General features: G+C 70.4%; 21 protein-coding genes. 5 read left to right on the forward strand and 16 right to left on the reverse strand.

Going from position 1 to position 26,825, the window contains the following annotated elements; translation table 11 throughout:
- Positions 1-2 precede the first annotated feature (2 nt).
- The 6 genes from OG718_RS22300 to OG718_RS22325 all read right to left on the reverse strand — a co-directional run bounded on the left by OG718_RS22300 (position 3) and on the right by OG718_RS22325 (position 6,201).
- On the reverse strand, positions 3-944 hold the full coding sequence (locus OG718_RS22300) for a type II secretion system F family protein (protein ID WP_328845001.1): 942 nt from the start codon (positions 942-944) through the stop codon (positions 3-5).
- 67 nt (positions 945-1,011) lie between these two features.
- Positions 1,012-2,352 (reverse strand): CpaF family protein, encoded by a 1,341-nt coding sequence (locus OG718_RS22305; protein WP_143636730.1) that lies wholly within the window; start codon positions 2,350-2,352, stop codon positions 1,012-1,014.
- Between the two features lie 38 nt (positions 2,353-2,390).
- Entirely contained in the window at positions 2,391-2,738 is a 348-nt protein-coding gene (locus tag OG718_RS22310; protein WP_328845002.1) for a TadE/TadG family type IV pilus assembly protein, read from the reverse strand.
- 44 nt (positions 2,739-2,782) lie between these two features.
- A complete protein-coding gene (locus tag OG718_RS22315) occupies positions 2,783-4,402 on the reverse strand; it encodes an AAA family ATPase (RefSeq protein ID WP_328845003.1) in 1,620 nt (539 codons plus the stop codon).
- A 77-nt stretch (positions 4,403-4,479) separates the two neighbouring features.
- Positions 4,480-5,193, reverse strand: a complete 714-nt coding sequence (gene cpaB, locus OG718_RS22320) for a Flp pilus assembly protein CpaB (RefSeq protein WP_143636734.1) — start codon at positions 5,191-5,193, stop codon at positions 4,480-4,482.
- 132 nt (positions 5,194-5,325) lie between these two features.
- On the reverse strand, positions 5,326-6,201 hold the full coding sequence (locus OG718_RS22325; protein WP_260695115.1) for a hypothetical protein: 876 nt from the start codon (positions 6,199-6,201) through the stop codon (positions 5,326-5,328).
- A 378-nt stretch (positions 6,202-6,579) separates the two neighbouring features.
- Here OG718_RS22325 and OG718_RS22330 point away from each other — a divergent pair, with 378 nt between their 5' ends.
- A complete protein-coding gene (locus OG718_RS22330; protein ID WP_186001151.1) occupies positions 6,580-8,268 on the forward strand; it encodes a chitinase in 1,689 nt (562 codons plus the stop codon).
- Between the two features lie 87 nt (positions 8,269-8,355).
- On the opposite strand, the gene OG718_RS22335 is transcribed toward OG718_RS22330, so the two are convergent.
- From OG718_RS22335 to OG718_RS22350, 4 genes are all read right to left on the reverse strand, one after another.
- Entirely contained in the window at positions 8,356-9,735 is a 1,380-nt protein-coding gene (locus tag OG718_RS22335) for an Nramp family divalent metal transporter (RefSeq protein ID WP_143636738.1), read from the reverse strand.
- A 191-nt stretch (positions 9,736-9,926) separates the two neighbouring features.
- Entirely contained in the window at positions 9,927-10,400 is a 474-nt protein-coding gene (locus tag OG718_RS22340) for an ATP-binding protein (RefSeq protein ID WP_328845004.1), read from the reverse strand.
- A gap of 143 nt (positions 10,401-10,543) precedes the next feature.
- Positions 10,544-11,503, reverse strand: a complete 960-nt coding sequence (locus OG718_RS22345) for an MEDS domain-containing protein (protein ID WP_328845005.1) — start codon at positions 11,501-11,503, stop codon at positions 10,544-10,546.
- A 132-nt stretch (positions 11,504-11,635) separates the two neighbouring features.
- Entirely contained in the window at positions 11,636-14,128 is a 2,493-nt protein-coding gene (locus OG718_RS22350) for an ATP-binding protein (protein WP_328845006.1), read from the reverse strand.
- A gap of 559 nt (positions 14,129-14,687) precedes the next feature.
- Here OG718_RS22350 and OG718_RS22355 point away from each other — a divergent pair.
- Entirely contained in the window at positions 14,688-16,064 is a 1,377-nt protein-coding gene (locus OG718_RS22355; RefSeq protein ID WP_143636742.1) for a M14 family metallopeptidase, read from the forward strand.
- A gap of 69 nt (positions 16,065-16,133) precedes the next feature.
- On the opposite strand, the gene OG718_RS22360 is transcribed toward OG718_RS22355, so the two are convergent.
- The 5 genes from OG718_RS22360 to OG718_RS22380 all read right to left on the reverse strand — a co-directional run bounded on the left by OG718_RS22360 (position 16,134) and on the right by OG718_RS22380 (position 21,052).
- Positions 16,134-16,742 (reverse strand): hypothetical protein, encoded by a 609-nt coding sequence (locus OG718_RS22360; protein WP_328845007.1) that lies wholly within the window; start codon positions 16,740-16,742, stop codon positions 16,134-16,136.
- A gap of 58 nt (positions 16,743-16,800) precedes the next feature.
- Positions 16,801-18,417: a GntP family permease gene (locus OG718_RS22365; RefSeq protein ID WP_328845008.1), complete on the reverse strand. Its 1,617-nt coding sequence runs from the start codon at positions 18,415-18,417 to the stop codon at positions 16,801-16,803.
- A 162-nt stretch (positions 18,418-18,579) separates the two neighbouring features.
- A complete protein-coding gene (locus OG718_RS22370) occupies positions 18,580-18,990 on the reverse strand; it encodes a RidA family protein (RefSeq protein ID WP_143636748.1) in 411 nt (136 codons plus the stop codon).
- Complete coding sequence (locus tag OG718_RS22375; RefSeq protein WP_143636750.1) at positions 18,987-19,751, reverse strand: IclR family transcriptional regulator; 765 nt, start codon at positions 19,749-19,751, stop codon at positions 18,987-18,989. The genes OG718_RS22370 and OG718_RS22375 overlap by 4 nt, the downstream gene beginning before the upstream one ends.
- Positions 19,748-21,052 carry a sugar kinase gene (locus tag OG718_RS22380; RefSeq protein ID WP_328845009.1) on the reverse strand — a complete coding sequence of 435 codons (1,305 nt, stop codon included), beginning with the start codon at positions 21,050-21,052 and terminating at the stop codon, positions 19,748-19,750. Before OG718_RS22380 ends, OG718_RS22375 begins: the two co-directional genes overlap by 4 nt.
- Positions 21,053-21,188: 136 nt before the next feature.
- Between OG718_RS22380 and OG718_RS22385 the strand changes: the two genes are divergently transcribed.
- Entirely contained in the window at positions 21,189-22,478 is a 1,290-nt protein-coding gene (locus OG718_RS22385; RefSeq protein WP_328845010.1) for an amino acid deaminase, read from the forward strand.
- Positions 22,479-22,487: 9 nt separating this feature from the next.
- On the forward strand, positions 22,488-24,113 hold the full coding sequence (locus OG718_RS22390; RefSeq protein ID WP_328845011.1) for an N-acyl-D-amino-acid deacylase family protein: 1,626 nt from the start codon (positions 22,488-22,490) through the stop codon (positions 24,111-24,113).
- Between the two features lie 15 nt (positions 24,114-24,128).
- Here the strand turns inward: OG718_RS22390 and OG718_RS22395 are convergent, their stop codons facing one another.
- Entirely contained in the window at positions 24,129-25,049 is a 921-nt protein-coding gene (locus OG718_RS22395) for a S1 family peptidase (protein ID WP_328845012.1), read from the reverse strand.
- Positions 25,050-25,529: 480 nt separating this feature from the next.
- Between OG718_RS22395 and OG718_RS22400 the strand changes: the two genes are divergently transcribed.
- Positions 25,530-26,741 carry a pyridoxal phosphate-dependent aminotransferase gene (locus OG718_RS22400; RefSeq protein WP_143636758.1) on the forward strand — a complete coding sequence of 404 codons (1,212 nt, stop codon included), beginning with the start codon at positions 25,530-25,532 and terminating at the stop codon, positions 26,739-26,741.
- Positions 26,742-26,825: the final 84 nt, after the last annotated feature.

Raw genomic sequence — 26,825 nt, forward strand, 5'->3', positions numbered from 1 at the left:
CCTCATACTTCGATCTTGCCGAGGCGGCGGATGACGAAGAAGCCGATGGTGTAGAGGCCCATCGCGATGAGCACCAGGGTCTGGCCGAGCGGGGAGCCGGTCACCTTGGCCAGGGCGCCCTCGTTCGAGGAGTTGATGAGGAGGAGGGAGCCGACGCCGAGGAGGGGGACCGTGAAGGCGGTCGCGTTGACCTCGGAGAGCATGGTGCGAACCTCGCGACGGGTCTCCTTGCGGTCCTCCAGGGTCTGGGTGAGGTTCCGCAGGGAGTTGACGACGGAGCCGCCCGCCTTGTTGGACAGGACGAGGGTCGTCACGAGGACGACCAGTTCGCGGGACGGGAGGCGTTCGGCCAGTTCGCCGAGCGCGTCGTCGACCGAGCGGCCCAGGGTCAACTGGTCGGCCACTCGCGCCAGTTCCTCGCCCGCCGGGGCCTCCAGCTCCTCCGCCGCCATCGCCAGGGCCGTGCGCAGGGCGAGGCCGGCCGCCGCCGCGTTGGCCAGCAGGCGGGCCACGTCGGGGAGTTGGTTGATGAAGGCCTCGATGCGCTTCTGGCGCTGCCAGTTGAGGAAGATCGCGGCGCTCCAGACGCCCGCCAGGCCCGCGATGGGGCCGAAGAACGGGGCCAGGGCGGCGGCCGCGGTCAGCCAGAGGCCGACGACCACGGCGGCGACGTACGTGAAGAACTCGCCCGCGGTCAGGTCGAGTCCCGTCGCCGAGAGGCGCAGCTGGATGGTGCGGCCGAGGCGGGTGCGGCGCAGCCGGCGGTCGACGGCGGCGAAGCGGCGGGCGCGGCCGGCGGCGGTGCGCAGGGGGCCGCCGCCGGAGAGGCGGTCGACGAGGGCCTGGCGCTGGGCGCGTCCCACCGCGTACGTGTGCACGCCCGCGACGGCGAGTGTGCCGCACAGGACGGTGCCGCCGAGGGCGAGCAGGGCCTGGTTGTTCACGGCTCGCTCCTCTCATCAGTCTTGTCGGTCTCGGTGGTGGGGGTCGTCCCGAGGAGTGCCCGGCCGGTCATCCGATGGCCTGCCTCGTGTTGAGGACGTCGATGGCCTCCGCGACCCCGAAGGCGGGCGGCAGGGGCTCGTTGGCGACATACAGCTTCTCGGCGACCGAGCGGGGCAGCGGCAGGTGTTCGAAGTGGCCGTGGACGACGCGGTCGGGGCCTGTCGGGCGGGGCACGAAACGGGTGACCGGGACGACGCGGAACTGTTCGCGGCCGTGCGAGACGAGCAGGGCGATCTCGGTGACCTTGCGGGAGCCGTCGGCGTGGCGGGTGAGCTGGACGACGACGTCGACCGCGGAGTTGATCTGGTCCTTGAGCGCCTCGAAGGGGATCTGGACCTCGGACATCGAGCCGAGGGTCTGGAGCCTCATCAGGGCGTCCTCGGCGGAGTTCGAGTGGACGGTCGCGAGCGAACCGTCGTGGCCCGTCGACATGGCCTGGAGCATGTCGAGGGTCTCGCCGCCGCGGACCTCACCGACGATGATGCGGTCGGGGCGCATACGCAGGGAGTTGCGGACCAGGTCGCGGATGGTGATCTGGCCCTTGCCCTCCACGTTCGGGGGGCGGGATTCGAGGCGGATCACATGCTCCTGCTGGAGCTGGAGTTCGGCGGAGTCCTCGATGGTGATGATGCGCTCGTGGGACGGGACGAGGCCGGAGAGCGCGTTGAGGAGCGTGGTCTTGCCGGAGCCCGTACCGCCGCTGACGATGACATTGAAGCGGGCCCGGACGAACGCGGCGAGCAACATGAGCATCTGCTCGTCGAGCGAGCCGAGGCCGATCAGCTCCGGCAGCGTGTACGCGCGCGGGAAGCGGCGGATCGTGAGGGTCGGGCCGGTGAGGGCGAGCGGCGGGATGATGACGTTGACGCGCTCGCCGGTGGGGAGGCGGGCGTCGACCATCGGATTCGACTCGTCCACGCGGCGGTTGACCGTGGAGACTATGCGCTCGATGGTCTGCATCAGCTGCTCGTTCGAGGCGAACCTGAGCGGGAGCTGTTCCACCCGTCCGGCCCGCTCCACGAAGATCGAGTCCGGTCCGTTGACCATGATCTCGGTGATGGACGCGTCGGCGAGGAGGGGTTCGAGGACGCCGAGGCCGAGTGCCTCGTCGACGACCCTTCTGATCAGCTGGGAGCGCTCGGCGGACGACAGGACCGGGCCCTCGCGGCTGATGATGTGCCCGAGCACGCGCTCCAGGCGCATCCGCCGCTCGGCCGCCGCGAGGCTCGACATCTCGGCGAGGTCGATCTCTTCGAGCAGCTTGGCACGGTAGACGGCGACGAGGTGGCCGTCCTCGCGGCCTGATCCGCCCTCTTCGGGGGCGGCGATACGGGCTCGCAGGCTCATGCGGGTCGCCTCCTCTCGGTTCTCGGTTTCTCGGTCGGTCAGTCGTCGGTGGGCATGGTGGCGTGGCGTTCCACGGTCACGGCGGGCAGGAGGGGGATGACGGCAGGGACTTGGAGCGTGACCGTCGCGGTGGTGAGGTCGGGGCCCTCATTGGGCGACACGGCCGGGTTGAGCCAGCCGCTTACCGCGGCCTGGCCCGCCGCGGCGCCGTCCTCGCCCTGCGAGGCGGCGCGGGCCGCGGCCCGCGCCGCCGAACCGGCCTGGTTGATCCCGTAGCCGATCAGGCCGAGCTGGATGGCCGCCATGCCCACGAGGAGAAGGATGGGGAGGAAACCGGCGAACTCCAGCATGGATACGCCCCGGTCGTCGCCCCGGAGACGTTTCACGAGACGCCTCAGGAGGCGGGTCGGGCGGCGTGCCGGGAGACGCTTCATTCGTCGTCCCCTTCCAGCGCGGCCCCCGCCTCTGCGTCGACCGTCCAGTTCACGTCGAAGCCCGGGAAGAACAGGGGTACTTGGGCGGTGACCGTGGCTTTCATGACCGGCCCGTCGGGGGCACAGCCGATCGCGGTGTCGTCCCAGGCGCCCGGTAGGTTCTCGCTGCCCGCGTCCTGACAGGCACCGCCGTACGCCCCCGGCGTCACCGCGTTCGCCGCCGTCGCGGCCCTCGCCGCCTCGTCCGCCGCGTTCCCCGCGAGGGAGTACGTGTAGCCGTACAGCACGCACTGCCACAGGATCGTCATCACGACCAGCAGGATGGGGAACATCCCGGCGAATTCGAGGGTGACCGCTCCTCGGTCGCCGCCCTTGCGGCGCAGGGCCAGCGCCCCCCGGTCCGACGAGGCCTTACGACGCCGGCCGCCGCCACCGCCCTCCTGCTTGACCACCAGGTCCAGCTCGCCCGCCAGGGCCCACAGCGCCTGCTTGACCGTGGAGCGGGCGTCCAGGTCCTGCATGCGGCCGGCGTCCACCACCGACTGGAGCTCCTTGAAGGCGGCGGGCACGGTGGAGCGGGCGACCTTCGTGCCGGTGACGCGTTCGACGAGGGACGGCTGTATCTCCGTACCGCGGGAGAAGCGGTTGACGACGGTCAGGGTCTCCTCGGCCTTGCGGATCTGGAGGCGGTCCCACATGCGGACCATGCGTTTGGCGGCGCGGACGGCGACCACGTCGGGGGTCACCAACAGCAGGGCCTGGTCGGCCAGTTCGACGGCCGCCGCGTTCGCGGCGTTCAGCTGGGCGCCGCAGTCGACGACGACGACCTCGTAGCGGGAGCGCAGGGCGGCGAGGACCTGGCGGGCCACCCGGTCGGTGATCTCCTCGCCGCGTTCGCCCTCGGCGGGGGCGAGGAGGAGGCCGAGTCCGGTGTCGTGGGTGTAGACGGCGTCCTGGAGCACGCGCGGGTTGATGTCGCTGATCCCGGCGAGGTCGGCGATGGAGCGGCGGAACTGCACGTCGAGGTACGAGGCCACGTCCCCCGACTGGAGGTCCAGGTCGAGCAGGGCCACGGAGCGGCCCGACGCCTGGGCGGCCAGGGCGAGCTGGACCGCGGCGACGGTCGCGCCGACGCCGCCCTTCGCCCCGGTCACTGTGACGACCCGGCCGCCCGGTCCCGCGTACAACTCGGGTGTGCCGCTGCCGAGATGGCGTCGCATGCCCATGGACCAGGCGGCGGCCGCGTGGACGCGTTCGGCGAGGGCGTCGTAGCCGAGGGGCAGGCCGATGATGCCGCGGGCGCCGGAGTCCATGGCGGCTGTGAGCACGTTGGTGCTGGTGTCGGCGGTGATGAGGACGACGCCGACGGCCGGGAAGCTCAGCACCAGGTCGCGGATGACGTCGAGCGCCGGGACCGGGCCGATCCGCTCGTGGACGAGGACGACCTCGGGCAGTTCGTCGAGGGACTCGGCGGCGAGGCGGGCCAGGGTGTCCAGCAGGGCCGTGGTGTCCGCGACGGGCGGCGCGGGTTCGGCGTCGGCGAGCTGGCTCAGCAGCGTGGTAAGCGCGCGGGCCGAGTCGATGTCGCCGACGGCGGGGAGGATGCGGATGGTCATCGGCCGGTCCCTCGGCCTCGGCCTGGCACGCCGTTCCCTCGGCCTGGCCACGTGGGGGCTGAGCGCATCACGGCCTCCTACTTGTCCTCGTCGAGGGTGTACGTGCGGTCGCCGGGGGCGACGGTCGGGTCGGTGCCGCCCGCGACCAGGGCGAGGCGGACGTGTTCGGCGAACGACTCGGCGTACGCGACGCGTTGGGCGTCGGCGGTGTCGAGGGCGAAGGTGATCGGGACCGCCTCGTTCGCGGTGCGACGGCGGTCGTTGCTGGACTGGCCCGGGTCCAGGGCGGTCAGCTTGCCGACGTCGATGACGCGGGCGTTCTCGACGATGACCTTCGACTGGTCCTTGCCGTTGTCGGTCTCGTCCTTGAACGTGGCGTAGATGTTGACCCGCGAGCCCGGGTTGATCTTGCCCGCCACACCGGTCGCCGCGTCGATCATGATCGCGATCTCCTGCTGGCCGGCCTCCAGCTCGGGCCGGTCCACGATCATGTCCCTCTGGAGCAGCGAGCCCTTCTCCAGCCGGGTGACCGCGATCTTGCCGCGGATCTGGGAGAGGTCGGTGACGGCGGTGGACGACAGCCACCGCTCGGGCATGGAGACCTTCTCGAACTGGTCGGACGACAGCTCCCGGTAGGGCGCGACGTCGTCCTTCAGTCGGTACGCCGCGACCTCGGGGCCGACCTTCGAGTTCACGTCGCGGATCACCGAGAGCACTCCGGCGAAGGCGCCCAGGGCGCACAGGGCCGAGAGGACCAGCAGGATGACGCCGCGGCGCTGGCGTGAATTCATGACGCGGACAACCTCGATCGGGGGGCGGGGACAGCGGGGTCGAGCGGTCGTGCCTGGTAATTCGTTCTACGTGCTCGTTCAACGTGCCTGTTGTGCACCGTTATTCAGGTGTACGTACATGACTTACGTGGTTCACGAAGCCCCTCGGGGCAGGGCACGTACCGAAGAAGCTGCCCGCACCGTGGCCCTCGGAAGCTCCTGGGGCGGTGGCAAAGGCGCCGCACAGAATCCGCAGCGGTCGCCGATGAGCTCGAGGCCGCACCAGTGACACTCCTCGCGCCGCACGGACGAGACGAGTTGGTACAGCACGGACACGTCGTAGAGCCCGGTGGCGAACTCGGCGACCTTGCCCGTGCCCCACCAGCGCGTGGACTCCGCGGGCAGGGGCACGGTCGTGACGCCCTGGACGCGCCAGGCGGGCGCGAGCGTCCCGGTGAGCCACTCGGCGGGCAGCTGTCCGGGCGCGACGAGCATCCGTGTCCCGAACTCGGGCCCGGTGAGCTCCTCGTGGCCGACGCGGACCAGTTGCGGCCGAGGATTGGCCAGTACGGCGAACTGGGCGCCCGGTACCCATGACTTGGCGTGCGACTTCAGGGTCACGGGGATGCGGTCCAGCTTGGCGACCGAGCCGAGCAGGGCGCCCGCGTAGATGTAGTGGGCGAGCAGCCGCGCGGAGGACGCGAGCACGCCGGGGCTGAAGTCGCAGACGGAGAGCTGCCGCAACTGCTGGGCGAGCAGGGCGAGTCCGAGCGGCGGAAGGTCCAGGCCGAGCAGCGCGATGCGGTCGCTCTCCAGGACGGAGCGCACGGCGTGCAGCCGCCGGGTGATGTCACCCGGTGTGGAGGCCGGGTACAGCGCGATCACATATCCGTGCTGTTCGATGAGCGCGTGCATCCCGGTGAGGGAGCTTTCGAGGCTTTCGAGTGGCTGGACAGCGGCGGGCGGGGTCTGCCGGTCGTGCGGTGGGAGCACCAGATCGGAACTGGTGACGGCTATCGCGGTCGGCACGCTGCACACCACCCCGTTCACTGCGGCGGGGTGGTCAACCACCGCCTCAGATCGCCCCTGATTCCACCATCAAACCTTCACGGAAGAACGCGAATTTGTCACTGTGGCGCCCTTCCGCAACTGCACCTTATCCACGGCATGGGCCGCTCAACACCGGATCAGCGAGATCACCTCACACAAGGTGCGCGGGTGATCCACACAGAGTGAGGCGCATATGCCTCAACTCGACGGTACGGCAAGGGCGTTGACCTCCGTCAGAGGTCTTGACAACCGGATTGGTCTGGACCACCTTGGTCCTCCAGCGGTGGCCACCGTAGTCGTCCCCCACTTTTGACTCCCACTCCCCCACCGGAGGCCCCAGTGGACCGCGTACCAGGCATGCCCAGACGCAGACGGACCTGGGCGGCAGCCCTCGCCACCGCACTCGCCGCGTCCGTCCTCTCCCTTGCCGGAGCCGGCCAGGCTTCGGCCGCCGACGTCAACAACACCAAGAACGCCGGCTACGAGTCGGGGCTCTCCAACTGGACCTGCTCGGCGGGCAGCGGCGCCGCCGTCTCCTCCCCCGTGCACGGCGGTGCGTCCGCCCTGAAGGCCACGCCCGCCGGGCAGGACAACGCCAGGTGCAGCCAGACCGTGGCGGTGAAGCCCAACTCGACGTACACGCTGAGCGCGTGGGTGCAGGGCGGGTACGCGTACCTCGGGGCGAGCGGTACGGGGACGACGGACGTGTCGACCTGGACCCCGGACTCCTCATCCTGGAAGCAACTGACGACGTCGTTCACGACGGGCTCGTCCACGACGTCCGTGACCGTCTACACGCACGGCTGGTACGGACAGGCGGCCTACTTCGCCGACGACGTGTCCGTGTTCGGGCCCGACGGGGGCGGAGGCGGCGACCCCGATCCGGTCGTCCCCTCGACGCCCGCCGGTCTGAACGTGGCGTCCACGAGCTCCTCCTCCGTCTCCCTCGCCTGGAACACGGTGTCGGGCGCGACCGGCTACAACGTCTACCGCGCCGGTACGAAGGTCCTCGCGGTGACCGGCACATCGGCGACGGTCACCGGCCTCGCCGCCTCCACCTCGTACTCCTTCCAGGTCACCGCGACGAACGCGGCCGGTGAGTCGGTGAAGTCGACGGCGGTCACCGGGACGACCAAGGCGGACTCGGGCGGCGGGACCGCGCTGCCCAAGCACGCGGTGACCGGCTACTGGCAGAACTTCAACAACGGCGCGGCCGTCCAGAAGATCTCCGACGTCCAGTCCCAGTACGACATCATCGCGGTGGCCTTCGCCGACGCCACGGGCACTCCCGGCGCGGTGGCCTTCAACCTCGACTCGGCAGGCCTCGGCGGCTACACCGTCGACCAGTTCAAGGCGGACGTCCGGGCCAAGCAGGCCGCGGGCAAGAAGGTGATCATCTCGATCGGCGGCGAGCGCGGCACGGTCGCCGTGAACGACTCCGCCTCGGCGACGAACTTCGCCAACTCCGTCTACACGCTGATGCAGACGTACGGCTTCGACGGCGTCGACATCGACCTGGAGAACGGCATCAACGCCACGTACATGACGCAGGCGCTGCGGTCCCTGTCCTCGAAGGCGGGCTCCTCGCTGATCATCACGATGGCTCCGCAGACGATCGACATGCAGTCGACGTCCAACGGCTACTTCCAGACGGCCCTGAACGTCAAGGACATCCTCACGGTCGTCAACATGCAGTACTACAACAGCGGTTCGATGCTCGGCTGCGACGGCAAGGTGTACTCCCAGGGATCGGTGGACTTCCTCACCGCCCTCGCCTGCATCCAGCTGGAGGGCGGCCTCGCCCCGTCCCAGGTGGGCCTCGGCCTGCCGGCCTCGACGAGGGGCGCGGGCAGCGGCTACGTCTCCCCCAGCATCGTCAACAACGCCCTCGACTGCCTCACCAGGGGCACCAACTGCGGCTCCTTCAAGCCCTCCAGGACCTACCCGGACCTGCGCGGCGCGATGACCTGGTCGACGAACTGGGACGCGACGGCCGGCAACGCCTGGTCGAACGCGGTGGGACCGCACGTGCACGGGCTCCCGTAGGGACGGCTCGTCAACGGGCCGGCGCCGCCGCCGATCCGGCGGCGGCGCTTCCGTGTGTCCGCGTGTCAGCCCGGATCACGGCCGCGGCTAGAAGAACTCCGACCACGGCTGGTCCCAGATCTGCTTGACGCACAGGACGATGAAGAGCAGGCCCGCGATCGTCAGCATGGAGTTGCTCAGGATTCCGTTGCGCCATTCCGCGGGGGTGCGGGAGGAGTTGAGGAGCCAGACCAGGGTGAGGGCGAGGAAGGGGAGGAAGGCCGCGCCCAGGACTCCGTACAGGATGATCAGGCGGAAGGGCTCGCCCTGGAAGAGCAGGACGATGGGCGGGAAGGTCAGCCAGAGGAGGTAGGCGCGGAAGGGCCAGGAGCGCTCACGGGCGCCGGAGGCCACCTCGTCGACCGACGTCGTCTTCCCGGCCGGGGTCTCCCCTTCGACGGTCGCGCGGTCGGCGCGGTCCTTGCGGTAGCGCTCCACGAAGTCCGCGAACATCAGGCTCACGCCGTGCCAGACGCCGATCAGGGATGTGAAGGACGTGGCGAAGAAGCCGATGAGGAAGAACTTGGCGGTCGCCGTGCCGTACTCGTCCTCCAGGATGTCGCCGAGCTGGATGAGGCCCTTGTCGCCGCTCGCGATGGCGACGTTGGAGGAGTGGAGGAGTTCCGCGCCGACGAAGAGCATCGAGATGACGAAGATGCCGGTGGTGATGTACGCGACGCGGTTGTCCAGGCGCATCACCTTCATCCAGCCGGTGTTCGTCCAGCCCTTCGCGTTGACCCAGTAGCCGTACGCGGCGAGCGTGATCGTGCCGCCCACACCGCCGATCAGGCCGAGCGTGTTGAGGATCGAGTCCTTCTCGTCGGGGAGGACCGGGAGCAGGCCCGCGAAGGCGTCGCCGAGGTTCGGGGTGACGCGGATCGCCAGGTAGACCGTGACGACGAACATCACGCCGACCAGGACGGTCATGACCTTCTCGAAGACCTCGTACTTGTTGAACCAGACGAAGACCAGGCCGACCAGACCGGTCAGGACGGCCCACCATTCGAGGTCCATGACGTCCGGGAAGAGCGCCTGGAGCGGCAGGCCCGACGAGGACATGGCCGCGGCGCCGTAGACGAAGCCCCAGATCACGACGTACACGACGAAGAACCACGACGTCCAGCGGCCCAGGCTCGCCCAGCCGTCGAAGAGCGTGCGGCCGGTGGACAGATGCCAGCGGCCCGCCGCCTCGGCCAGCGAGATCTTGACGAGACAGCCGATGACGGCGGCCCAGAGGAGCGTGTAGCCGAAGTTCGAGCCCGCGATGAGCGTGGCGACGAGGTCTCCGGCGCCGACGCCCGTCGCGGCCACCACGATGCCGGGGCCGATGTATTTCCAACTGGACTTGCGGGGACCGGGGAGGGACTCCCCCGTCGCTCCCGTGGCCGTGCTTCCAGTGGTGTCCGCGTTCCCAGAGGTGTCAGCCATGCGGATCAAGAAAGCGTAAAGAGAACGGGCGCACAAGAGGGCGTGCGGCGATCACCACCCGATGTCCACAGGTGAGGAGCGTGCCGGGCGAGGAGAAGGCGTTCGGGCGGGCCCCGGCGGCAGGGCGCGCCACCGGGGCCCGGGCTGTGGTTCCGGAGGTGGACAACGGTTCGTCCGGAACTCGCGGGGCACTACGGCTGTCGCCGACCACAGCCGTCGGACCCGCACGTGCCGAGCTCGAACCAGAGGGTCCGGCCCGGCCCGTCCTGGTGGCAGCCCCAGCGCCACGCGAGCGCATCCACCAGGAACATCCCGCAGCCGCCCACCGCGGTGCCCGCCCGGGACACCTCCGGAGGGCGGCGGCCTGCCTCGGAGACCTCGCAGCGCAGGACTCCGTGCGCGGCCGAGAGGGTGAGGCGGAGGCGACTCGCCGCGTGTATCAGGGCGTTGGTGACGAGTTCGCTGACGAGGAGCTCCGCCGTGTCGCTCTGTTCCGCGAGCCCCCAGACCTCCAGCTGCCGCCTGACCTCCGCGCGGGCCTCGGCCGCCGCGACAGGGCGGGGGTCGTACACGACGCTCAAGTGGCCTGCTCCCAATGGTGGTTGGGGGTACCAGCCGTACGCGGCGTCGGGATCCGGAGGATGTCCTCCGGAGAGTTCCAGCATGCGTAAAGGTTCGGCTCCCCGTGGCTCGTGGACACGGGGAGTACTACCTGAATGCCTACCTGAAAACGTGCGTTCGCACCGGTTATTGGGCGTGCGGGTGCCTTCGCCGTACGGAGGTGTACGGGACCGGGTGTGCCGCGCTCCTACGCGTACTGGACACGGATCAGCGAGCCGTCGCCCGGCTCCGCGTCCCGGATGTCCACGTACGCGCAGACCTGGCGGGTGAACCACAGTCCCTGGCCGGGCTCCGGGCCCTCGGCGGGCGGCGGGACGAAGCCGGCGAGCGGATCGGTGATCCGCTCGGGCACACGCAGCTCACAGACACAGGCGGGTGCCTCGCCCCACAGCAGGACCTCGGGGAGCGGGGGTGTGGGGAGCGGGGGTACGTACGGGGTCGCCGCCTCGGTGACCGCCGTCGCGAAGAGGTCGGCGTCCGCGGGGGCGAGTCCGCGCGCCCGGGCCCGTTCGCGCAGGGTGTCGCGGTCCGGTGCGGTGAGGCGCTCGGCGTCCGGTGGCGGCGGGGGCAGGGGGATCGAGTCCAACTCGTGGACCAGGCGGGCCGGTTGCTCGTACACCGGCGTGCCGGGGTGCGCCCGGCGGGCGGCGTCGACGATGGCGGGGCCCGCGGTGCGGGTGTCGTACGCGCACAGGGCGGTCGTCGCGAACGGAGCGAAGAGGAGGTTGGCGAGCGACTCGTAGCGGATCCACTCGGTGGTCTCGCGTGCCGAGCGTCCGGCACGGCCGGCCCAGTGCGGCTCCATGAGGAGGTGGACACGGCCGCCGGGTCCCGCGTTCGCGGCGAGGTAACCGGCGCTCTGTGCCACGGCGTTGGCCGCCGAGCCCGTGTACCACTCGGTGTGCGGCACGAAGGCGACGCCCTTGGCGTCCGTGCCCAGCGCGTCGCGCAGGAAATCCAGTCTGCCGGGGTCGGCGATGGCGACGGGCGGTGGTTCGTCCGGTGCGGCCAGGCCCTCCACGAGGAAGGGGAGCGCGGCCGCGACGAACGCGTCGTCGGAGCCGAAGACGGCCATACGGTGGTCGAACGCCCCTTGGGGCGGGGCTGGTTGAGCCGGTCGGGACGGCTCGGCCGATTCGGCAGTCACGAGGATTTCCCTTCTGTCGTATCCACCTGGTTGTGGCGGCGGGCTGCCTGGTTGAGCGGGCTGCCTGGCTGTCGGCGAGCCAACAGGCCGCGCATGGGGCGTTGTGGCACCTCGGCCCCCAGGACCGGGGGCTCAGCGGCGTGCGGAGACCCATGCCGCGATCTGGCTGCGGTTGCTGAAGCCGAGCTTGCCGAGGATGCGTTCCACATGGCCCTCGGCGGTGCGGCGGGCGATCACCAGGCGGTCGGCGATCTGCTGGTTGGCGAGCCCCTCGGCGACCAGTTCGGCGACCTCCCTCTCGCGCCGGGTGAGCGACGCGAGACGGGGGTCTCCCCGGCCGGAGTCCGGGTGCGGGTTCCCGTCGGCCCTGCGGGGGCCGGGGACGACCGGTCTCCCGGCTTCCTGGAGGGCGTACGAGACGATCGCGGTGAGCCCTAGCCCGCCGCCGCGCCGGTACGCCCGGTCGAAGACGCCCGGCCCGACGGCCGCCCGTACCCGCGTCTCGCTCTCCTTGCGCGCGGAGTTGTACGTCGTGGAGCCGAAGCGGTTGCCGTCGATGCCGGCCCAGACGCGGTCGGCGCCGCCGAGCAGGACGGCCGCACGTTCGTGGGCGCCGCGGGCGGCGGTGATGACCACCAGCAGGTCGAGGGTGAGACCGATGCCGATGACGTCGTGCACGGCGAGCTTGCGGCGCAGGGCGTCCCGGGCGTGCGGCTCCGCGCGGTCCCATTCCTTCCGCTCCGTGTACGCGAGGGCCAGGACACGCAGGACGTACGAGCGGACCCACTCCTCACCGTGCTCCTCGCAGAGGCGGTGGGCGTCCTCGCAGACCTGGACCGCGCGGTCGGTGTGGCCCAGGAAGGCGAGGCTGGCGGCGAGTTCGACCTGGTCGAGGACGGCGAGGCTGGGGAGCTGGCCGTCGACGGGGTTGCGGGCGACGGCGGCCTCGTAGTGGTCGAGGGCGGCGGGCAGGTCGTCGCCGAACAGGGCCATCAGGCCGAGCAGGTACTCCGCGTGCGCGACCTCGGCCGGGTCGCCGAGGCGGCGGGCGAGCGCGCGGGCGTCCTCGGCGCGGTGGCGGCCCCGGGTGAGGTCCTCGGGACAGCCGGCGAGCAGGCCCGCGACCCAGAGTGCCCTGGCGCGCTCCCGGGTGGGCTCGGGGTGCGCGTCGAGCGCGCGGTCCAGCCAGTACCGGCCCTCGCGGGGCGCTCCGCAGGCGTGCCAGTAGAACCACAGGGTCCCGGCCAGCCCGAGTCCGGCCCGGGCCTCGCCGGGCACGGTGAGGCTGAACTCCAGGGCGGCCCGCAGGTTGTCCTGGTCGGCCCGCAGCCGGGCCACGATCTCCCGCTGCCCCGGCCCGAACCACCTCCGCTCGCACTCCGCGGCCACCTCCTGGGCCCAGTCCCGCTGCCGCCGCCGGGCGGCCGACTCCTCCCCGGGCCGCTGCCGCAGCTTGTCGAGCCCGTAGTGCCGCAGCGTGTCGAGCAGGCGGTACCTGGCCGTGCCCGGGCCGCCCTCCCTGGACAGCACGGACTTGTCCACGAGACCGGCCACGGCTTCGAGGACGTCCTGGGGGTGTACGCCGATGCTCTTGCCGTCGCCGATGCTCGTACCGTCGTCCGTGCCGGCGCCCTTGCCCTCACCCTTGCCGCCGCCCGTGCCGTCGCCCGTGCCGTGGCGTTCGTCTGCGCGCCCGGCTGTGTCCGGGGCCGAGTCCGCTTCGGTGTCCGCGCACACCGCCTCCGCCGCCTCCAGGTCGAAACTGCCCGCGAAGACCGAGGCCCGCGCCCACACCAACTGCTCCGCCTCCGTGCAGAGTTCGTGGCTCCAGTCGACCGCCGCACGCAGTGTCTGGTGGCGGGGCAGGACGGCCGGGCTGCCGGTGGTGAGGAGGCGGTAGCGGTCGTCGAGCCGGGCGACGAGCTGATCGACGCCGAGGACGCGCATCCGGACGGCCGCGAGCTCGATGGCGAGCGGCAGGCCGTCGAGGCGGCGGCAGAGGCGGGCCACGGCGGCCCGGTTGTCGGGGGTGAGTTCGAAACCGGGGGCGACGGCCGCGGCCCGGTCGGCGAAGAGCGCCAGGGCCGGGTAGGTCGCGGCGGCCGAGAGATCCGAGTCCGGGTCGGGCACCGGCAGGGGCCGTACGTCCAGGAGGTGCTCCTCCGTGAGGGCCAGGCGGTGGCGGCTCGTCGCGAGGATCCGGACGCCGCTCGTGCCGTGCAGCAGCGCTGCCGCCAACTCCGCGCAGGCGGACAGCAGATGCTCGCAGTTGTCGAGGACGAGGAGCAGCCGACGGTCCCGCAGCCGCTCGACCAGCGTGTCCAGGGGCGGCTGTTCGGAGTGGTCGTGCAGACCGAGGGCGTCGGCCGCGGCGAGCGGGACGAGTGCCGGGTCGTGCAGACCGGCGAGGTGCGCGAAGCGCACGCCGTCCGGGAACGCCCGCTCGACCCGGGCGGCGATCCGCCCGGCCAGCCGCGTCTTGCCGACGCCGCCGGGTCCGGTCAGCGTGACCAGTCGTGCGGTGGCCAACAGCCGCCGCCCCTCGGCCAGTTCGTCCCGCCGGTCGACGAAGCTGGTCGTCTCGACCGGTGGCTGATGGACCCTTCGCGGCGCTGATCCGCCCATGATCAGCCAGCCCTCTGGGTGTGAGACGGGAGCCGGAGTGGGTGGCTCCCCTTGCGCTGGTTCCCCACTCTCGCGGCTGCGCCTTGGCTTCGCACGTGGGCGTCACACCGGCGGGTGCACTTTGCGTGGGTCCGCGACGTGTGGTGTGTGGCCGCGTACACTGCCGGGCCGCATATATGCATTGCGCCCGGCGTGTGCGCCCTGTGCCGCACCGCGTGCGCCCGGCACTCCGCGGGTAGGCCGCCTGATGCCTGCGGGCCGGCGGGGGCTTGTCGCGCCCACGCGGCGGAGCCGCACATCGATACAGCCCCGCGCCCCTGAAGGGGCGCGGGGCGGGGGTCGGAGGTCGACCCGTCTCGTTTCGGCCGGTTCGTGGTGGCGGGTTTCGGTCTGGTCTTGACCCGGACATGCCATAGCCCCACGATGAGCGCCACACCCGCACACGGGGTCCTGCCGGCTCATTCGGCGGACAGCCCCGGCACGTCGCACCGATCCACCCCCCGCTCCACTCCCCACACTTCCGGTGATCCCGGAATTTCTGGAGAATCTAGGAGAATCAATGCGACTTCGCATCAAGGGCGGCGGAACACCCGCCGCACCCCCCTCACCCGGCAGACGCGGCCGACGCACCGCCGCCCTCGCCACGCTGCTCGCCCTGGCTCTCGCGGCCCCCGTCGCCGCCACGACCAGCGCGAACGGCGCCTCCGGGGCGGCTCCCGCCTCCGACACGGAGGAGATCCGTCAGTACGAGGTCCATGTCCACGGAAGCACCTCGGCCACCCGTACGGCGATCTCCCAGGCGGGCGTGTCGATCGACGAGGCCGACGAGGAGACCGTCGTCGTCTCGGGACGCGCGGCCCAGGCGAAGAAGCTGCGGCAGCTCGGCTACGAGGTCACGGCCCTCGGCTCCGCCCCCGACCGGTCGAGCGCCGCGGACGTGGGCATCCTCGACTTCCCCTCCGCCGACTCGCGCTATCACAACTACGCCGAGATGAACACGGAGATCAACCAGCGCCTGGCCGCCTACCCGAGCATCATGAGCAAGCGCGTGATCGGGAAGTCGTACCAGGGCCGGGACATCGTCGCCATCAAGATCAGCGACAACGTGGCGACCGACGAGTCCGAGCCCGAGGTCCTGTTCACCCACCACCAGCACGCGCGCGAGCACCTCACCGTGGAGATGGCTCTCTATCTGCTGCGTGAGCTGGGCGCCGGGTACGGCTCCGACTCCCGCGTCACGAACATGGTGAACAACCGGGAGATCTGGATCGTCCCGGACCTCAACCCGGACGGCGGCGAGTACGACATCGCGTCCGGCGCCTACCGCTCGTGGCGCAAGAACCGCCAGCCCAACAGCGGCAGTTCGTACGTCGGCACCGATATGAACCGCAACTGGAACTACCGCTGGGGCTGCTGCGGCGGCTCCTCGGGCTCGACGTCCTCCGAGACCTACCGGGGCACGGCGCCCGAGTCCGCGCCCGAGGTCAAGGTCGTCGCCGACTTCGTGCGCAGCCGGGTCGTGGGCGGCAAGCAGCAGATCAGGGCGGGCGTGGACTTCCACACGTACAGCGAGCTGGTGCTGTGGCCCTTCGGCTACACCAACGCGGACACCACGACCGGGATGACGGTCGACGACCGCAACGCCTTCGCCACGGTCGGTCAGAAGATGGCCGCGAGCAACGGCTACACGCCCGAGCAGTCCAGCGACCTCTACATCACCGACGGGTCGATCGACGACTACCTGTGGGGCAGTCAGAAGATCTTCGCCTACACCTTCGAGATGTATCCGGGGTCCAGCGGCGGGGGCGGGTTCTACCCGCCCGACGAGGTGATCGAGCGGGAGACCGCGCGGAACCGGGACGCCGTGCTGCAGCTGTTGGAGAACTCCGACTGCATGTACCGGTCCATCGGGAAGGAAGCGCAGTACTGCAGTTGAGTCAGGTCGGTTGAGGTGCGTGGGGAACTGCGGGTCCGTCGTGGCTTGTCGCGCAGTTCCCCGCGCCCCCTACGGGGCGCTCTCCTCGACCTCTTCCGCTTCGGACGCCTCCTCGGCGTCCTCGAAGTACGTGTCCAGGACCTCGTCCAGCTGGGTCTCCCACTCCTTGAAGCGGGACCTGGCCGACGCCTCGATCTCGATCGGGTACCAGCGGCGGTCGGGGGTGTGCACCGTGATGGTGAACCGCTTCCCGAAGCGCGGTGACTCGGTCTCGACCGCGCCGATCTCCTCCCAGCGGAACTCGGCCTCCTGGTCGTCCAGGCGCAGCCGTACGCCAATGTGGTCGGCGACGATCTTCGCGCGGCGGTCGGAGGCCTCGAAGACGGGGCCGCCCTCGGGAGCCTCCTCGGGCTCCTCCGGGTCCTCGCCGGAAGGCTCCTCGCCGGAGGGCTCGTCGTTGGAGGGTTCCTCCTCTGCGGCTTCCTTCCTGAGGTCCGTCTGCTTGGCAGGCGTCCGCTTCTCGGGGGCCGTCTCCTCCTTCGAGGCCGCCTCGACGGCCTCCGTCGGTTCGGCGTCCTTCGGCTCGGCGGGGCGCGGGCCCGTGATGCCGGGCACGAACGCCGGATCGACCGCGGCGCCTTGCAGGGGCTGGATGTTGGGTCCTATGCGCTGCTCCACAGCGGGCAGTATGGTCGACGATCCTGTGCCAGGAACAGCCGGGCTCCGCTTCGTCCCGCTATATGAAGACGCTCAGCAGCGCCGCCATCGCGAAGCCCGCCACCGAGAGCACCGTTTCCAGGACGGTCCAGGACTTGAGGGTGTCGCGTTCCGAGATGCCGAAGTACTTGGCGACGATCCAGAAGCCACCGTCGTTGACGTGCGAGGCGAAGATCGAACCGGCCGAGATCGCCATGATGATCAGCGCCAGGTGGGCCTGGGAGAGGTCCTGTCCCTCGACCAGCGGGACGACGATGCCGGCCGTGGTGACGATGGCGACCGTCGCCGAACCCTGGGCGACCCGCAGCACGACGGAGATCAGCCAGGCCAGCACGATGATGGGCAGGCCCACGTCGTTGAACGTGTCGGCCAGCGCGTCCGCGATGCCCGAGCCCTTCAGTACGGCACCGAAGACGCCGCCCGCGCCGACGACCAGCAGGATGTTGCCGACCGGCTTCAGGGACGCCGTGGACACCGTCTCCAGCGACTTGCGGGACCAGCCTCGCCGGATGCCCAGCAGGTAGTACGCCATGAGGAGCGCGATCGTCAGCGCCACGAAGGGGTGCCCGAAGAACTCGACGACCGAGCGGAACGTCGACGGGTCCAGGGCGATGGAGGAGAACGTCGCGGCGAGGATCAGCAGCAGCGGCGTACCGATGATGAGGAAGACCGTGGAGAGGGAGGGCGGCTGCTCGGCGGGGTCCCCGCCCGGGCCTTCGGCGACGGCGACCGAACCGGAGCCCGCGCCTGTGCTCTTGCCCGTGCCTGTGCCCGTGCCCGTGCCTGCGCCCGTGCCTGCGCCCGTGGCCGTGCCTGCGCCGTCGGTGGGTCCCCCGACTGCCGCGCGGCGCGCCGCGCGCTCCGCGGCGACCGCCGCCTTCGCCTCTTCCGCGGCCTCGACCATGTCCTGCGGTACGGGGACGAAGAGGCGCTTGCCGATCCAGGCGGCGTACGCCCACGCGGCGAGCACGGCGGGGATGCCGACGACGACGCCCATCAGGATGACCCAGCCCAGGTCCACCTTGAACAGACCTGCGGCGGCGACCGGGCCGGGGTGCGGCGGCAGGAACGCGTGGGTCATCGACAGGCCCGCGAGGAGCGGCATGCAGTAGAGCAGGATCGACTTGCCGGAGCGCTTGGCGGCCGCGTACACGATCGGCGCGAGGACGAAGATGCCTACGTCGAAGAAGACCGGGATACCGAAGATGAGGCCGGTGAGGCCCATGGCGAGCGGGGCGCGCTTCTCGCCGAACAGGTTGAGCAGGCGGGCCGAGAGCGCCTCCGCGCCGCCCGACACCTCCAGGATCGCGCCGAGCATCGTGCCGAGGCCGATGATGATCGCGACGTGGCCGAGGATGCCGCCCATGCCCGACTCGATCATCGAGACGGAGGTCGACCGCTGGACCGTGCCGAAGAGTTCGGTGACGGAGAGGCCGGCCGAGAGGCCGACGGCTATGGACACCGCGAGCAGCGCGACGAACGGCTGCAGTCTGACTTTGATGATCAGGACGAGGAGCAGGACTATGCCGAGGGCCGCGACCGTCAGCAGGCCTGCGGTGCCGTCGATGAGGAGGAGCAGGCCGCCTGTGTGGGGTGGCGCTTCCGGGGTGGGTGTGGCTGCGAGCAGGGACGACATGGGGGGCCTCTTCTTAAGGGCATGGAGCTTTCGGGCAGGGCGGATCGCGGTGCGGCGCCCTGGGGGTGGGCGCCGCACCGTGATGACTTACGGGGTGCGGGTGTTGTGGGGGGTGGGGAGTGTGGGGCGCGTTGGGGGGAGGCGCGTTGTGGGGCCGCGTTGTTAGCCCAGTACTGCGAGTGTGTCGATTTCGATCAGCAGGCCCGCCGGGAGGCCCACGTACACCGTGGTGCGGGCCGCGGGGGGTGCTGTCAGGCCCTGCTCCTCGAAGTACGCGTTGTAGATCGCGTTCATCTCCGCGAAGTGGTCCACGTCCGTGAGGTAGACGCGGATCATCATCGCGTCGTCCCAGGAGGCCCCGCCCTCTTCGAGGATGGCCTTGACGTTGGCGAGGGTCTGGAGGGTCTGCTCGCGCAGGGTCGGGCCGGCCGGCGTCGGGGGCTGCCCCTCCACCGCGGGCAGGAAGCCGACCTGGCCCGCGACCTGGAGGATGTTCCCCTTCCTGACGCCGTGCGAGAACTTGGCGGGCGGGGTGGTGTGGGTCTTGGGGGTGAGGGCGATCTTGTCGGTCATGAGCTGGTTTCCTTCGTCGGGGTCTTGCCTGAGTACTCGCCGCTGATGGCCGCCGCGGTACGGCGCACCAGTGGGAGCAGTGTGAGGAGTTCGTCGGCGGTGACGACGACGTTCGGGGCGGAGACGGACATGGCGGCGACGACTCGGCCGTCGGTGCCGCGGATGGGGGCGGCCACGCAGTTGATGGACTCCTCGTGGCCGCCGAGGTCGGTGGCCCAGCCCTGGTCCCGTACCTTCTCCAACTCCCTGAGGAACGCCGGGGCGTTGGGGGTCGAGCGGGATGTGTACATGGGGTAGTCGAGCTTGTCCGCCAGGGTGTGGCGCTCGGGTTCCGGGAGGTCGGCGAGGAGCAGTTTCGCGACCGCGGCGACCGTGATGGCGACCGGTTTGCCGATGCGGGAGTACATCCGGACGGGGTAGCGGCTCTCCACCTTGTCGATGTAGAGGACCTCGCCCTCCTCGTGCACGGCGAGGTGGACGGTGTGGCCGCACTGCTCGTTGAGGCGTACGAGGTGGGGGTGGGCGATCTCCCGGACGTCGAGGTTCTCGACGGCCTCCTGGGCCAGGGCGAAGAGGCGGGCGCCGAGGCGGTAGCGCTGGTCGGACTGGCGGTAGACGAGGCCGTGTTCGTGGAGCGTGCGCAGGAGCCGCAGGGCGGTCGACTTGTGGACGCCCAGGCGGTCGGCGACCTGGCCCAGGTCGGCGGGGCCTTCGGCTAGGAGCGGCAGGATGGACAGCGCTCTGTCGACGGTCTGGCTCATGGGGTGGGTACCTCCTCCTGGGCCCGGTCTGCGGTGTGCGTCCAGCCGGGGCCGAGTCGAAGTGTCCCCCACGCGTCGTCGTCCAGGGCGGCGAGGCGGTCGGCGTGGTCGCGGGAGGGGGGTGCGCCCAGGTCTCCGGGGTCGGTGAGCGCGGCGGCGGCCATGAGGTGGCCGTGGCGGAGGCGGGCCCGTGGAGGGAGTCCACGGAGGGTCGCCGACAGGAAGCCGGCCGCGAAGGCGTCGCCCGCGCCGACCGGGGCGACTACGTCCACCTGGAGGGCGGGGACGAATGTGACGGTGTCGTTCGGGTGGCTCGCCGTGGTTTGGTCGCCCTCGCGTGTGGTGTGCGAGTACCGCGCCGTGGTTTGGTCGCCCTCGCGTGTGGTGGGGGGCGGGTGCGCGCCGGGGGGTGTCCGTCCTCGGTCTGGCGTGGAATCGGTTGCCTGAGAAGGGCTACGAGTTGACACGCCATCCGCTGCGGGCGGACACCCCCCGACACGCCCCCTTCCGTCCGTGGGCGGGTGCGGGTGCGTGGGGGGCGCTGTCTCGAAGGCCGTGGCTCCTTGGCTGCCGGCCTTGACCACCAGTACCCGGGGCTCCGGGAGTGCGGCGCGGATCGCGGTGGGGCCGCCCGTGATGCCCCAGGCCGCCTCCGCCTCGTCCTCGCCCACGAAGACGAGGTCGGCGCCGCGGGCGAGTGTGAGGAGGGTGGCTCCTGCTTTGGACGGGGTTGGCCAGAGGCCTGCTCGGTAGTTGACGTCGAACGAGATCAGGGGGCGGTCGGGGTGTGGGGCCGTCAGGGCTGTCAGGAGGGAACGGCAGTCGGGGGAGAGTGCTGCTGTGATGCCGGAGAGGTGGAGGATTCGGCCTGCGTTGACGGCCGCCATGTCGAGGGTGGCCTTGGACATGGCCGAAGCCGCGGAGCCCGTGCGGTAGTACGCCACCTCGTGGGCGTCGGTGGAGCGGTCGCTCGCCGTGCGGAAGTAGATGCCGGTGGGGCGGGTGGGGTCGCGTTGTACGGCGGACGTGTCGACGCCGTACGCGCCGATCGCCTCGGTCAGGTGGTCGCCGAAACCGTCGGCACCCACCCGGCTGACCCACCTGGCGGTGTGGCCCGCGGCGGCCAGTACGCAGGCCACGTTGGACTCCGCGCCGCCGATCGCCCGGTCGAAGGACGGCACGTCGGCGAGGCGGCCCGGGCGGGAGGGGAGGAACGTGACCATGGACTCGCCGAGGGTGACGACATCCACGGCGGGCGCGGGGTGCGCGGCGGCCGTGGGGGCGGGTCCGGTGGGGGTCACGATGGCTTGGGCTCCTCGGCCTTTGCGGGTCTCGGCGGCTCCGTTGACCCGGCGTTGGCCGAGATGTTAGACAGCAGTAAGCGCGATACGCAATGACTGTTGCAAGGAGTGCAACGGCGAATATTGGGGAGGCTTCATGGCCGCCGATTCCGTCTCCGGCACCGGTGCGGAGCGTCTTGCCGCGCTGGCGGACGAACGTGTCGACCACCGCTTCAAGGGGCTCCCGCCCGATGCCGACGGGCTCACGGTCGGTGAGCTGGCCGCTCAGCGCCGCAACCTGTTCAGCGGTGGGTTCACCACTCCGGTGCTCGCCCTGTCCGCCGAGCGTCTTGAGCACAATCTGCGGCTCATGGAGACGTACTCGGTCCGGCACGGGCTCGCCTTCGCCCCGCACGGCAAGACCTCCATGGCTCCCCGGCTTTTTCAGCGGCAGATCGAGCGTGGCGCCTGGGGGATCACTCTGGCCGTGCCTCATCAGGTGCGGGTCGCGCGGGCGTTCGGGGTCCAGCGGGTCTTCCTGGCGAATGAAGTGGTGGACGCCGCCGCCCTGAAGTGGGTTTCCTCGCAGCTCGACGCCGATCCCGGGTTTCGTTTCGTCTGTTACGTCGACTCCGTGCGCGGGGTGGAGTTGATGGACTCCGCGTTGCGGGGTGCCGTTCGGCCCGTGGACGTCGTCGTCGAGTTGGCTGCCGGTGAGGGTGCTCGGACCGGTGTGCGGACGGAGGAGGAGTGCTCCGCCGTCGCGGATGCGGTCGCCGGTGTGGACACCTTGCGGCTGGTGGGTGTCGCCGGGTACGAGGGTGAGGTGCCGGACGCCGATTCGGAGCGGGTGCGTGGCTGGCTTCGGCGGCTTGTCACGCTGGCCGTCGACTTCGACAAGGACGGTCGCTTCGAGGGGCTGGACGAGATCGTGGTGAGCGCGGGGGGCAGCGCCTGGTTCGACGCCGTGGCCGATGTCTTCGCCGGGATTCCCGAACTCTCCCTGCCCGTACTGAAGTTGCTGCGGTCCGGTGCATATGTCTCGCACGATGACGGGCACTACCGGAAGATCACCCCGTTCAACCGGGTTCCCGATGAGGGTGCCCTCCAGCCCGCCTTCCGGCTCTGGGCACAGGTCGTTTCCCGCCCCTCGGCCGAGCAGGCCTTCGTCAACGCGGGCAAGCGGGACGCCGCCTACGACCTTGATCTGCCCGAGGTGCAGGTGGTCCGCTCGGATGAGGGCGAGCGGTCCGCCGACGGTGTCGCGGTCACTGGTCTGTCCGATCAGCACGCCTGGATTCGTACGGACGAAGGAGCCGAACTCCGGGTCGGTGACTGGGTGGGCATGGGGCTCTCCCATCCCTGTACGTCCTTCGACAAATGGGAGCTGATTCCGGTGGTGGAGCAGGACGGCACGGTCGTCGACTACATCCGCACCTACTTCTAGGAGCCCGCCATGATGGACCTCGTAGTGCGTGACGTGGACGTTGTCGACGGGAGCGGAGGCCCCTCCTACCGGGCCGACGTGGGTATCGAGGGCGGCAGGATCACGGCCGTGGTCCAGGAGGCCGCTGCTGCTGGGTGCCTGCGGCCCGTGGCCCGCCGCGTTCTGGACGCCGAGGGGCTCGTCCTCTCCCCCGGCTTCATCGACATGCACGCTCACAGCGACCTCGCCCTGCTCAGGGACCCCGACCACAGCGCGAAGGTCGCCCAGGGCGTGACGCTGGAGGTCATCGGGCAGGACGGGCTGTCGTACGCGCCCGTCGACGACCGGACCCTCGCCGAGGTGCGCAGGGCCATCACCGGGTGGAACGGCAACGGGGACGACATCGACTTCACCTGGCGGTCCGTGGGCGAGTATCTGGACCGGCTGGATCATGGATTTGACGGTGAGGGCATCGCCGTCAATGCCGCCTATCTGATTCCTCAGGGCTCGGTGCGGATGCTCGCCGTCGGCTGGGACGATCGTGAAGCAACGCCACGGGAACTGGACCGGATGCGGCAGTTGGTCGCCGACGGTATGCGGGAGGGCGCGGTCGGCATGTCGTCCGGGCTCACCTACACCCCGGGCATGTACGCCAAGGACGCCGAACTCACCGAACTGTGCCGGGTGGTGGCGGAGTACGGCGGCTACTACTGCCCGCACCACCGGTCGTACGGAGCCGGCGCCCTGGACGCGTACCGGGAGATGGTGGAGCTGACGCGCGAGGCGGGCTGCTCCCTTCATCTGGCCCACGCCACCATGAACTTCGGCGTGAACAAGGGCAGAGGGCCAGAGCTGCTGGCGCTCGTCGACCGTGCGCTCGCCGGTGGGGCCGACATCAGTCTCGACACGTATCCGTACACGCCCGGCTGTACGACTCTCGTGGCCATGCTGCCCAGTTGGGCCAGTGAGGGTGGTCCCGAGGCGGTTCTCGCCCGGTTGAAGGACGACGAGACCGCGGAGCGGATCCGCCATCACATGGAGGTGGTGGGCGCGGACGGGTGCCACGGCGTTCCCATCGAGTGGGACACCATCGAGATCTCGGGGGTTGCCGATCCGGCGCTCGCGGAGTACGTGGGCCGGACGGTTCAGGAGTCGGCCGACGCGCGGGGCGAGGCCCCGTGGGTCACCGCGCGGCGGCTGCTTCTCGACGACGGGCTCGGCTCGACGATCCTCCAGCACGTCGGGCACGAGGAGAACGTGCAGGCGATCATGCGGCACCGGGTCCACACCGGCGGCTCGGACGGCATCCTTCGCGGCGACAAGCCGCACCCGCGCGCGTACGGCACGTTCCCGCAGTATCTCGGCCGGTACGTACGGGAGTTGGGCGTTCTCGGTCTGGAGGAGTGCGTGGCCCATCTGACGTCGCGGCCCGCGGCCCGGCTCCGGCTGCCCGACCGGGGGCTGGTCCGTGAGGGGTACCGGGCGGATCTGGTGCTCTTCGATCCGGCCACGGTGGCGGCGGGGTCGACCTTCGAGAATCCTCGTACGCTGCCGACCGGCATCCCGCACGTCCTGATCGACGGGCGTTTCGTCGTGGAGGACGGGCGCAGGACGGATGTGCTCGCGGGGCGGGCGGTGCGCGGAACTGCTCCGTGACCGCCCGCCGCGGGATCACGGTTTGGGCAGGGTGCACCCGCTCGCGCTCAGGTCGAGCTTGTTGTCGATGCCGAAGCACGCAGGGATCTGGTAGGTCTCCTGGGCGTAGTTGATGCCCGCGCGGACGGTCACGTTGCCGCTCTCGTCGACCTCACAGGGGTTGTTGTCGGTGCAGCGGCCGCCGTCCTCGTTGCCGGTGTTGTTGACGGCGACGACGTTGCCGGTGGCGTTGTCGACGACGGGCGAGCCCGAGGTGCCGCCGATCGTCTGGCAGGCCGAGGTGTAGCGGACCGAGTCCTTCCAGGTCCAGGCGCCTTCCTTGAGGCGGTAGGCGAAGCCGTCGACGTTGCAGGCGTAGGTCCGCTTCCAGTAGCCCGAGACGACCGTGATGGCGGTCCCGGCGACCGGGTGCGTGTCGTTCAGCGTCAACGGGCTGATGTTGTACGAGCTCTTGATCTGCGCGTACGTGGTGGTGAGCTGGTACAGCGAGACGTCCGTGTCGGTCATCGTCGCGTACGCGATCTTGCTGGCCCGCAGCGTGGCGACTCGTCCGCCGGAGGCGTTGAGCAGGCCGAATGTGCGGCTGGAGGCCCGGTCGACGATGACCTCACCGGCCGCGGGGAAGCCGGTCTCCAGACAGTGGCCGTTGGACATGACCATCGCCGGGTCGTTGTCCTCCGAGTCCGGGAAGCGGACGACGGAGCCCGAGCAGTTGCTGAGCGAGACGGTGCCGGCGAAGTTGACGGCCTGGACCGTCGGCGCGGTGATCCTGGACACGGCCGCCGTCGTGGACGTGACGGCGTCTCTGACCACCGACGTGGTGGTGTCCGTGTCCACGGCGTCCACGGTCACAGGATTGGGCGCCGCGACCGCGGGTGCCGCGCCCGCCCCGGCTATCACCAGGGCGAGGAGCGCGGCGCCGAGAGGCTTTCTCATGTGGGGGTCCCCTCATTGAGACTCGGGCGGCCGGAGAATCTCCGGCCGCCCACGGGTCTGTCATGCACATTGTGAAGCGAGAGGGGGGTGTGGGCAAGGAGTTGCCTCGGGCGCGATCAACCTGACCAGGGCGACTGCCACTTGGGCGCTTGCCCGGCGGCCGCCCGGTTCATGTCCGGCGGCCCCCGGTTCATTCGGTGCATGTCCCGCGGCTGGGGCGGCTCGTTCCGCGGGTGGTACACGATCGGCGGAGCCACGGGCCCGTCGTCCTGCCGGTGCGCACCGGGACGTCGCGTGCACCGACCGCGGCGTTCGTGGCGTACGTCCTTTTTCGCACTCGTACGGCCTCGGCGTGGCGGCTGATCGCAGGGGCGGGAGGGGCCGGTGGGACCGCCGGTGGCGATATCCACCCAAACCGCCGTGTCTCACGTGGTGGAAAACACGGCCCGAGGGGCGTTACCGGGCCGTAAGCTCACGGACATGCAGGTGATCCAGTCGACCAAGCTCGCCAACGTCTGTTACGAGATCCGGGGCCCGGTGCTCGAGGAGGCGATGCGGCTCGAAGCGGCTGGGCATCGCATTCTCAAGCTGAACACGGGGAATCCGGCCGCGTTCGGGTTCGAGTGCCCGCCCGAGATCCTGGAGGACATCCTCCGCAACGTCTCGTCCGCGCACGGGTACGGCGACGCGAAGGGCCTGCTGGCGGCGCGCCGGGCCGTGGTCATGCACAACCAGACCCTCGGCATCGAGACGGACGTCGAGCACGTCTTCATCGGCAACGGCGTCTCCGAGCTGATCGTGATGGCGATGCAGGGGCTGCTGGACGACGGCGACGAGGTGCTCGTACCGGCGCCCGACTACCCCCTGTGGACCGCCGCCGTGTCACTGTCCGGCGGCACGGCCGTGCACTACCGGTGCGACGAGCAGTCCGACTGGATGCCCGATCTCGCCGACGTGGAACGGAAGGTCACCGACCGCACCAAGGCGCTCGTGATCATCAACCCGAACAACCCGACGGGCGCGGTCTACGACGAGGCGATGCTGCGAGGGCTGACCGACATCGCCCGCCGCCACAACCTGCTGGTCTGCTCGGACGAGATCTACGACAAGATCCTCTACGACGAGGCCACGCACACGCCGACCGCCAAGGTCGCCCCGGACCTGCTGACGCTCACCTTCAACGGCATGTCGAAGGCGTACCGGGTGGCCGGGTACCGGGTCGGGTGGATGTCGATCTCGGGGCCGCGGGCGCACGCCGACTCGTACATCGAGGGGCTGACCATCCTCGCGAACATGCGGCTGTGCGCGAACATGCCGGGCCAGCACGGCGTGGTCGCCGCGCTGAGCGGGCGGCAGACGATCAACGAGCTCGTGCTTCCCGGCGGGCGGCTGCGGGAGCAGCGGGACGTGGCGCACGCGCTGCTGACGCAGATCCCCGGCGTGACGTGCGTGAAGCCGAAGGGTGCCCTCTACCTCTTCCCGCGCCTCGACCCGAAGGTCTTCAAGATCAAGGACGACCGGCAGATGGTGCTGGACCTGCTGCGGACCGAGAAGATCATGGTGGTGCAGGGGACGGGCTTCAACTGGCCGGAGCCCGACCACTTCCGGGTCGTCACCCTGCCCACCGCCCGGGACCTGACGGACGCCGTGACCAGGATCGGGAACTTCCTGGACGGATACGGCCAGCCCTGACGCCCACTCAGTCACGCTCCGTGGTCGACCGGCCCGCTTTTATGAACAAGCTCAACTTTAGACGAAATCCAAGCTAGGATGGTT

It is taken from the genome of Streptomyces sp. NBC_00258, from assembly GCF_036182465.1.
Taxonomy (GTDB): Bacteria; Actinomycetota; Actinomycetes; order Streptomycetales; family Streptomycetaceae; genus Streptomyces.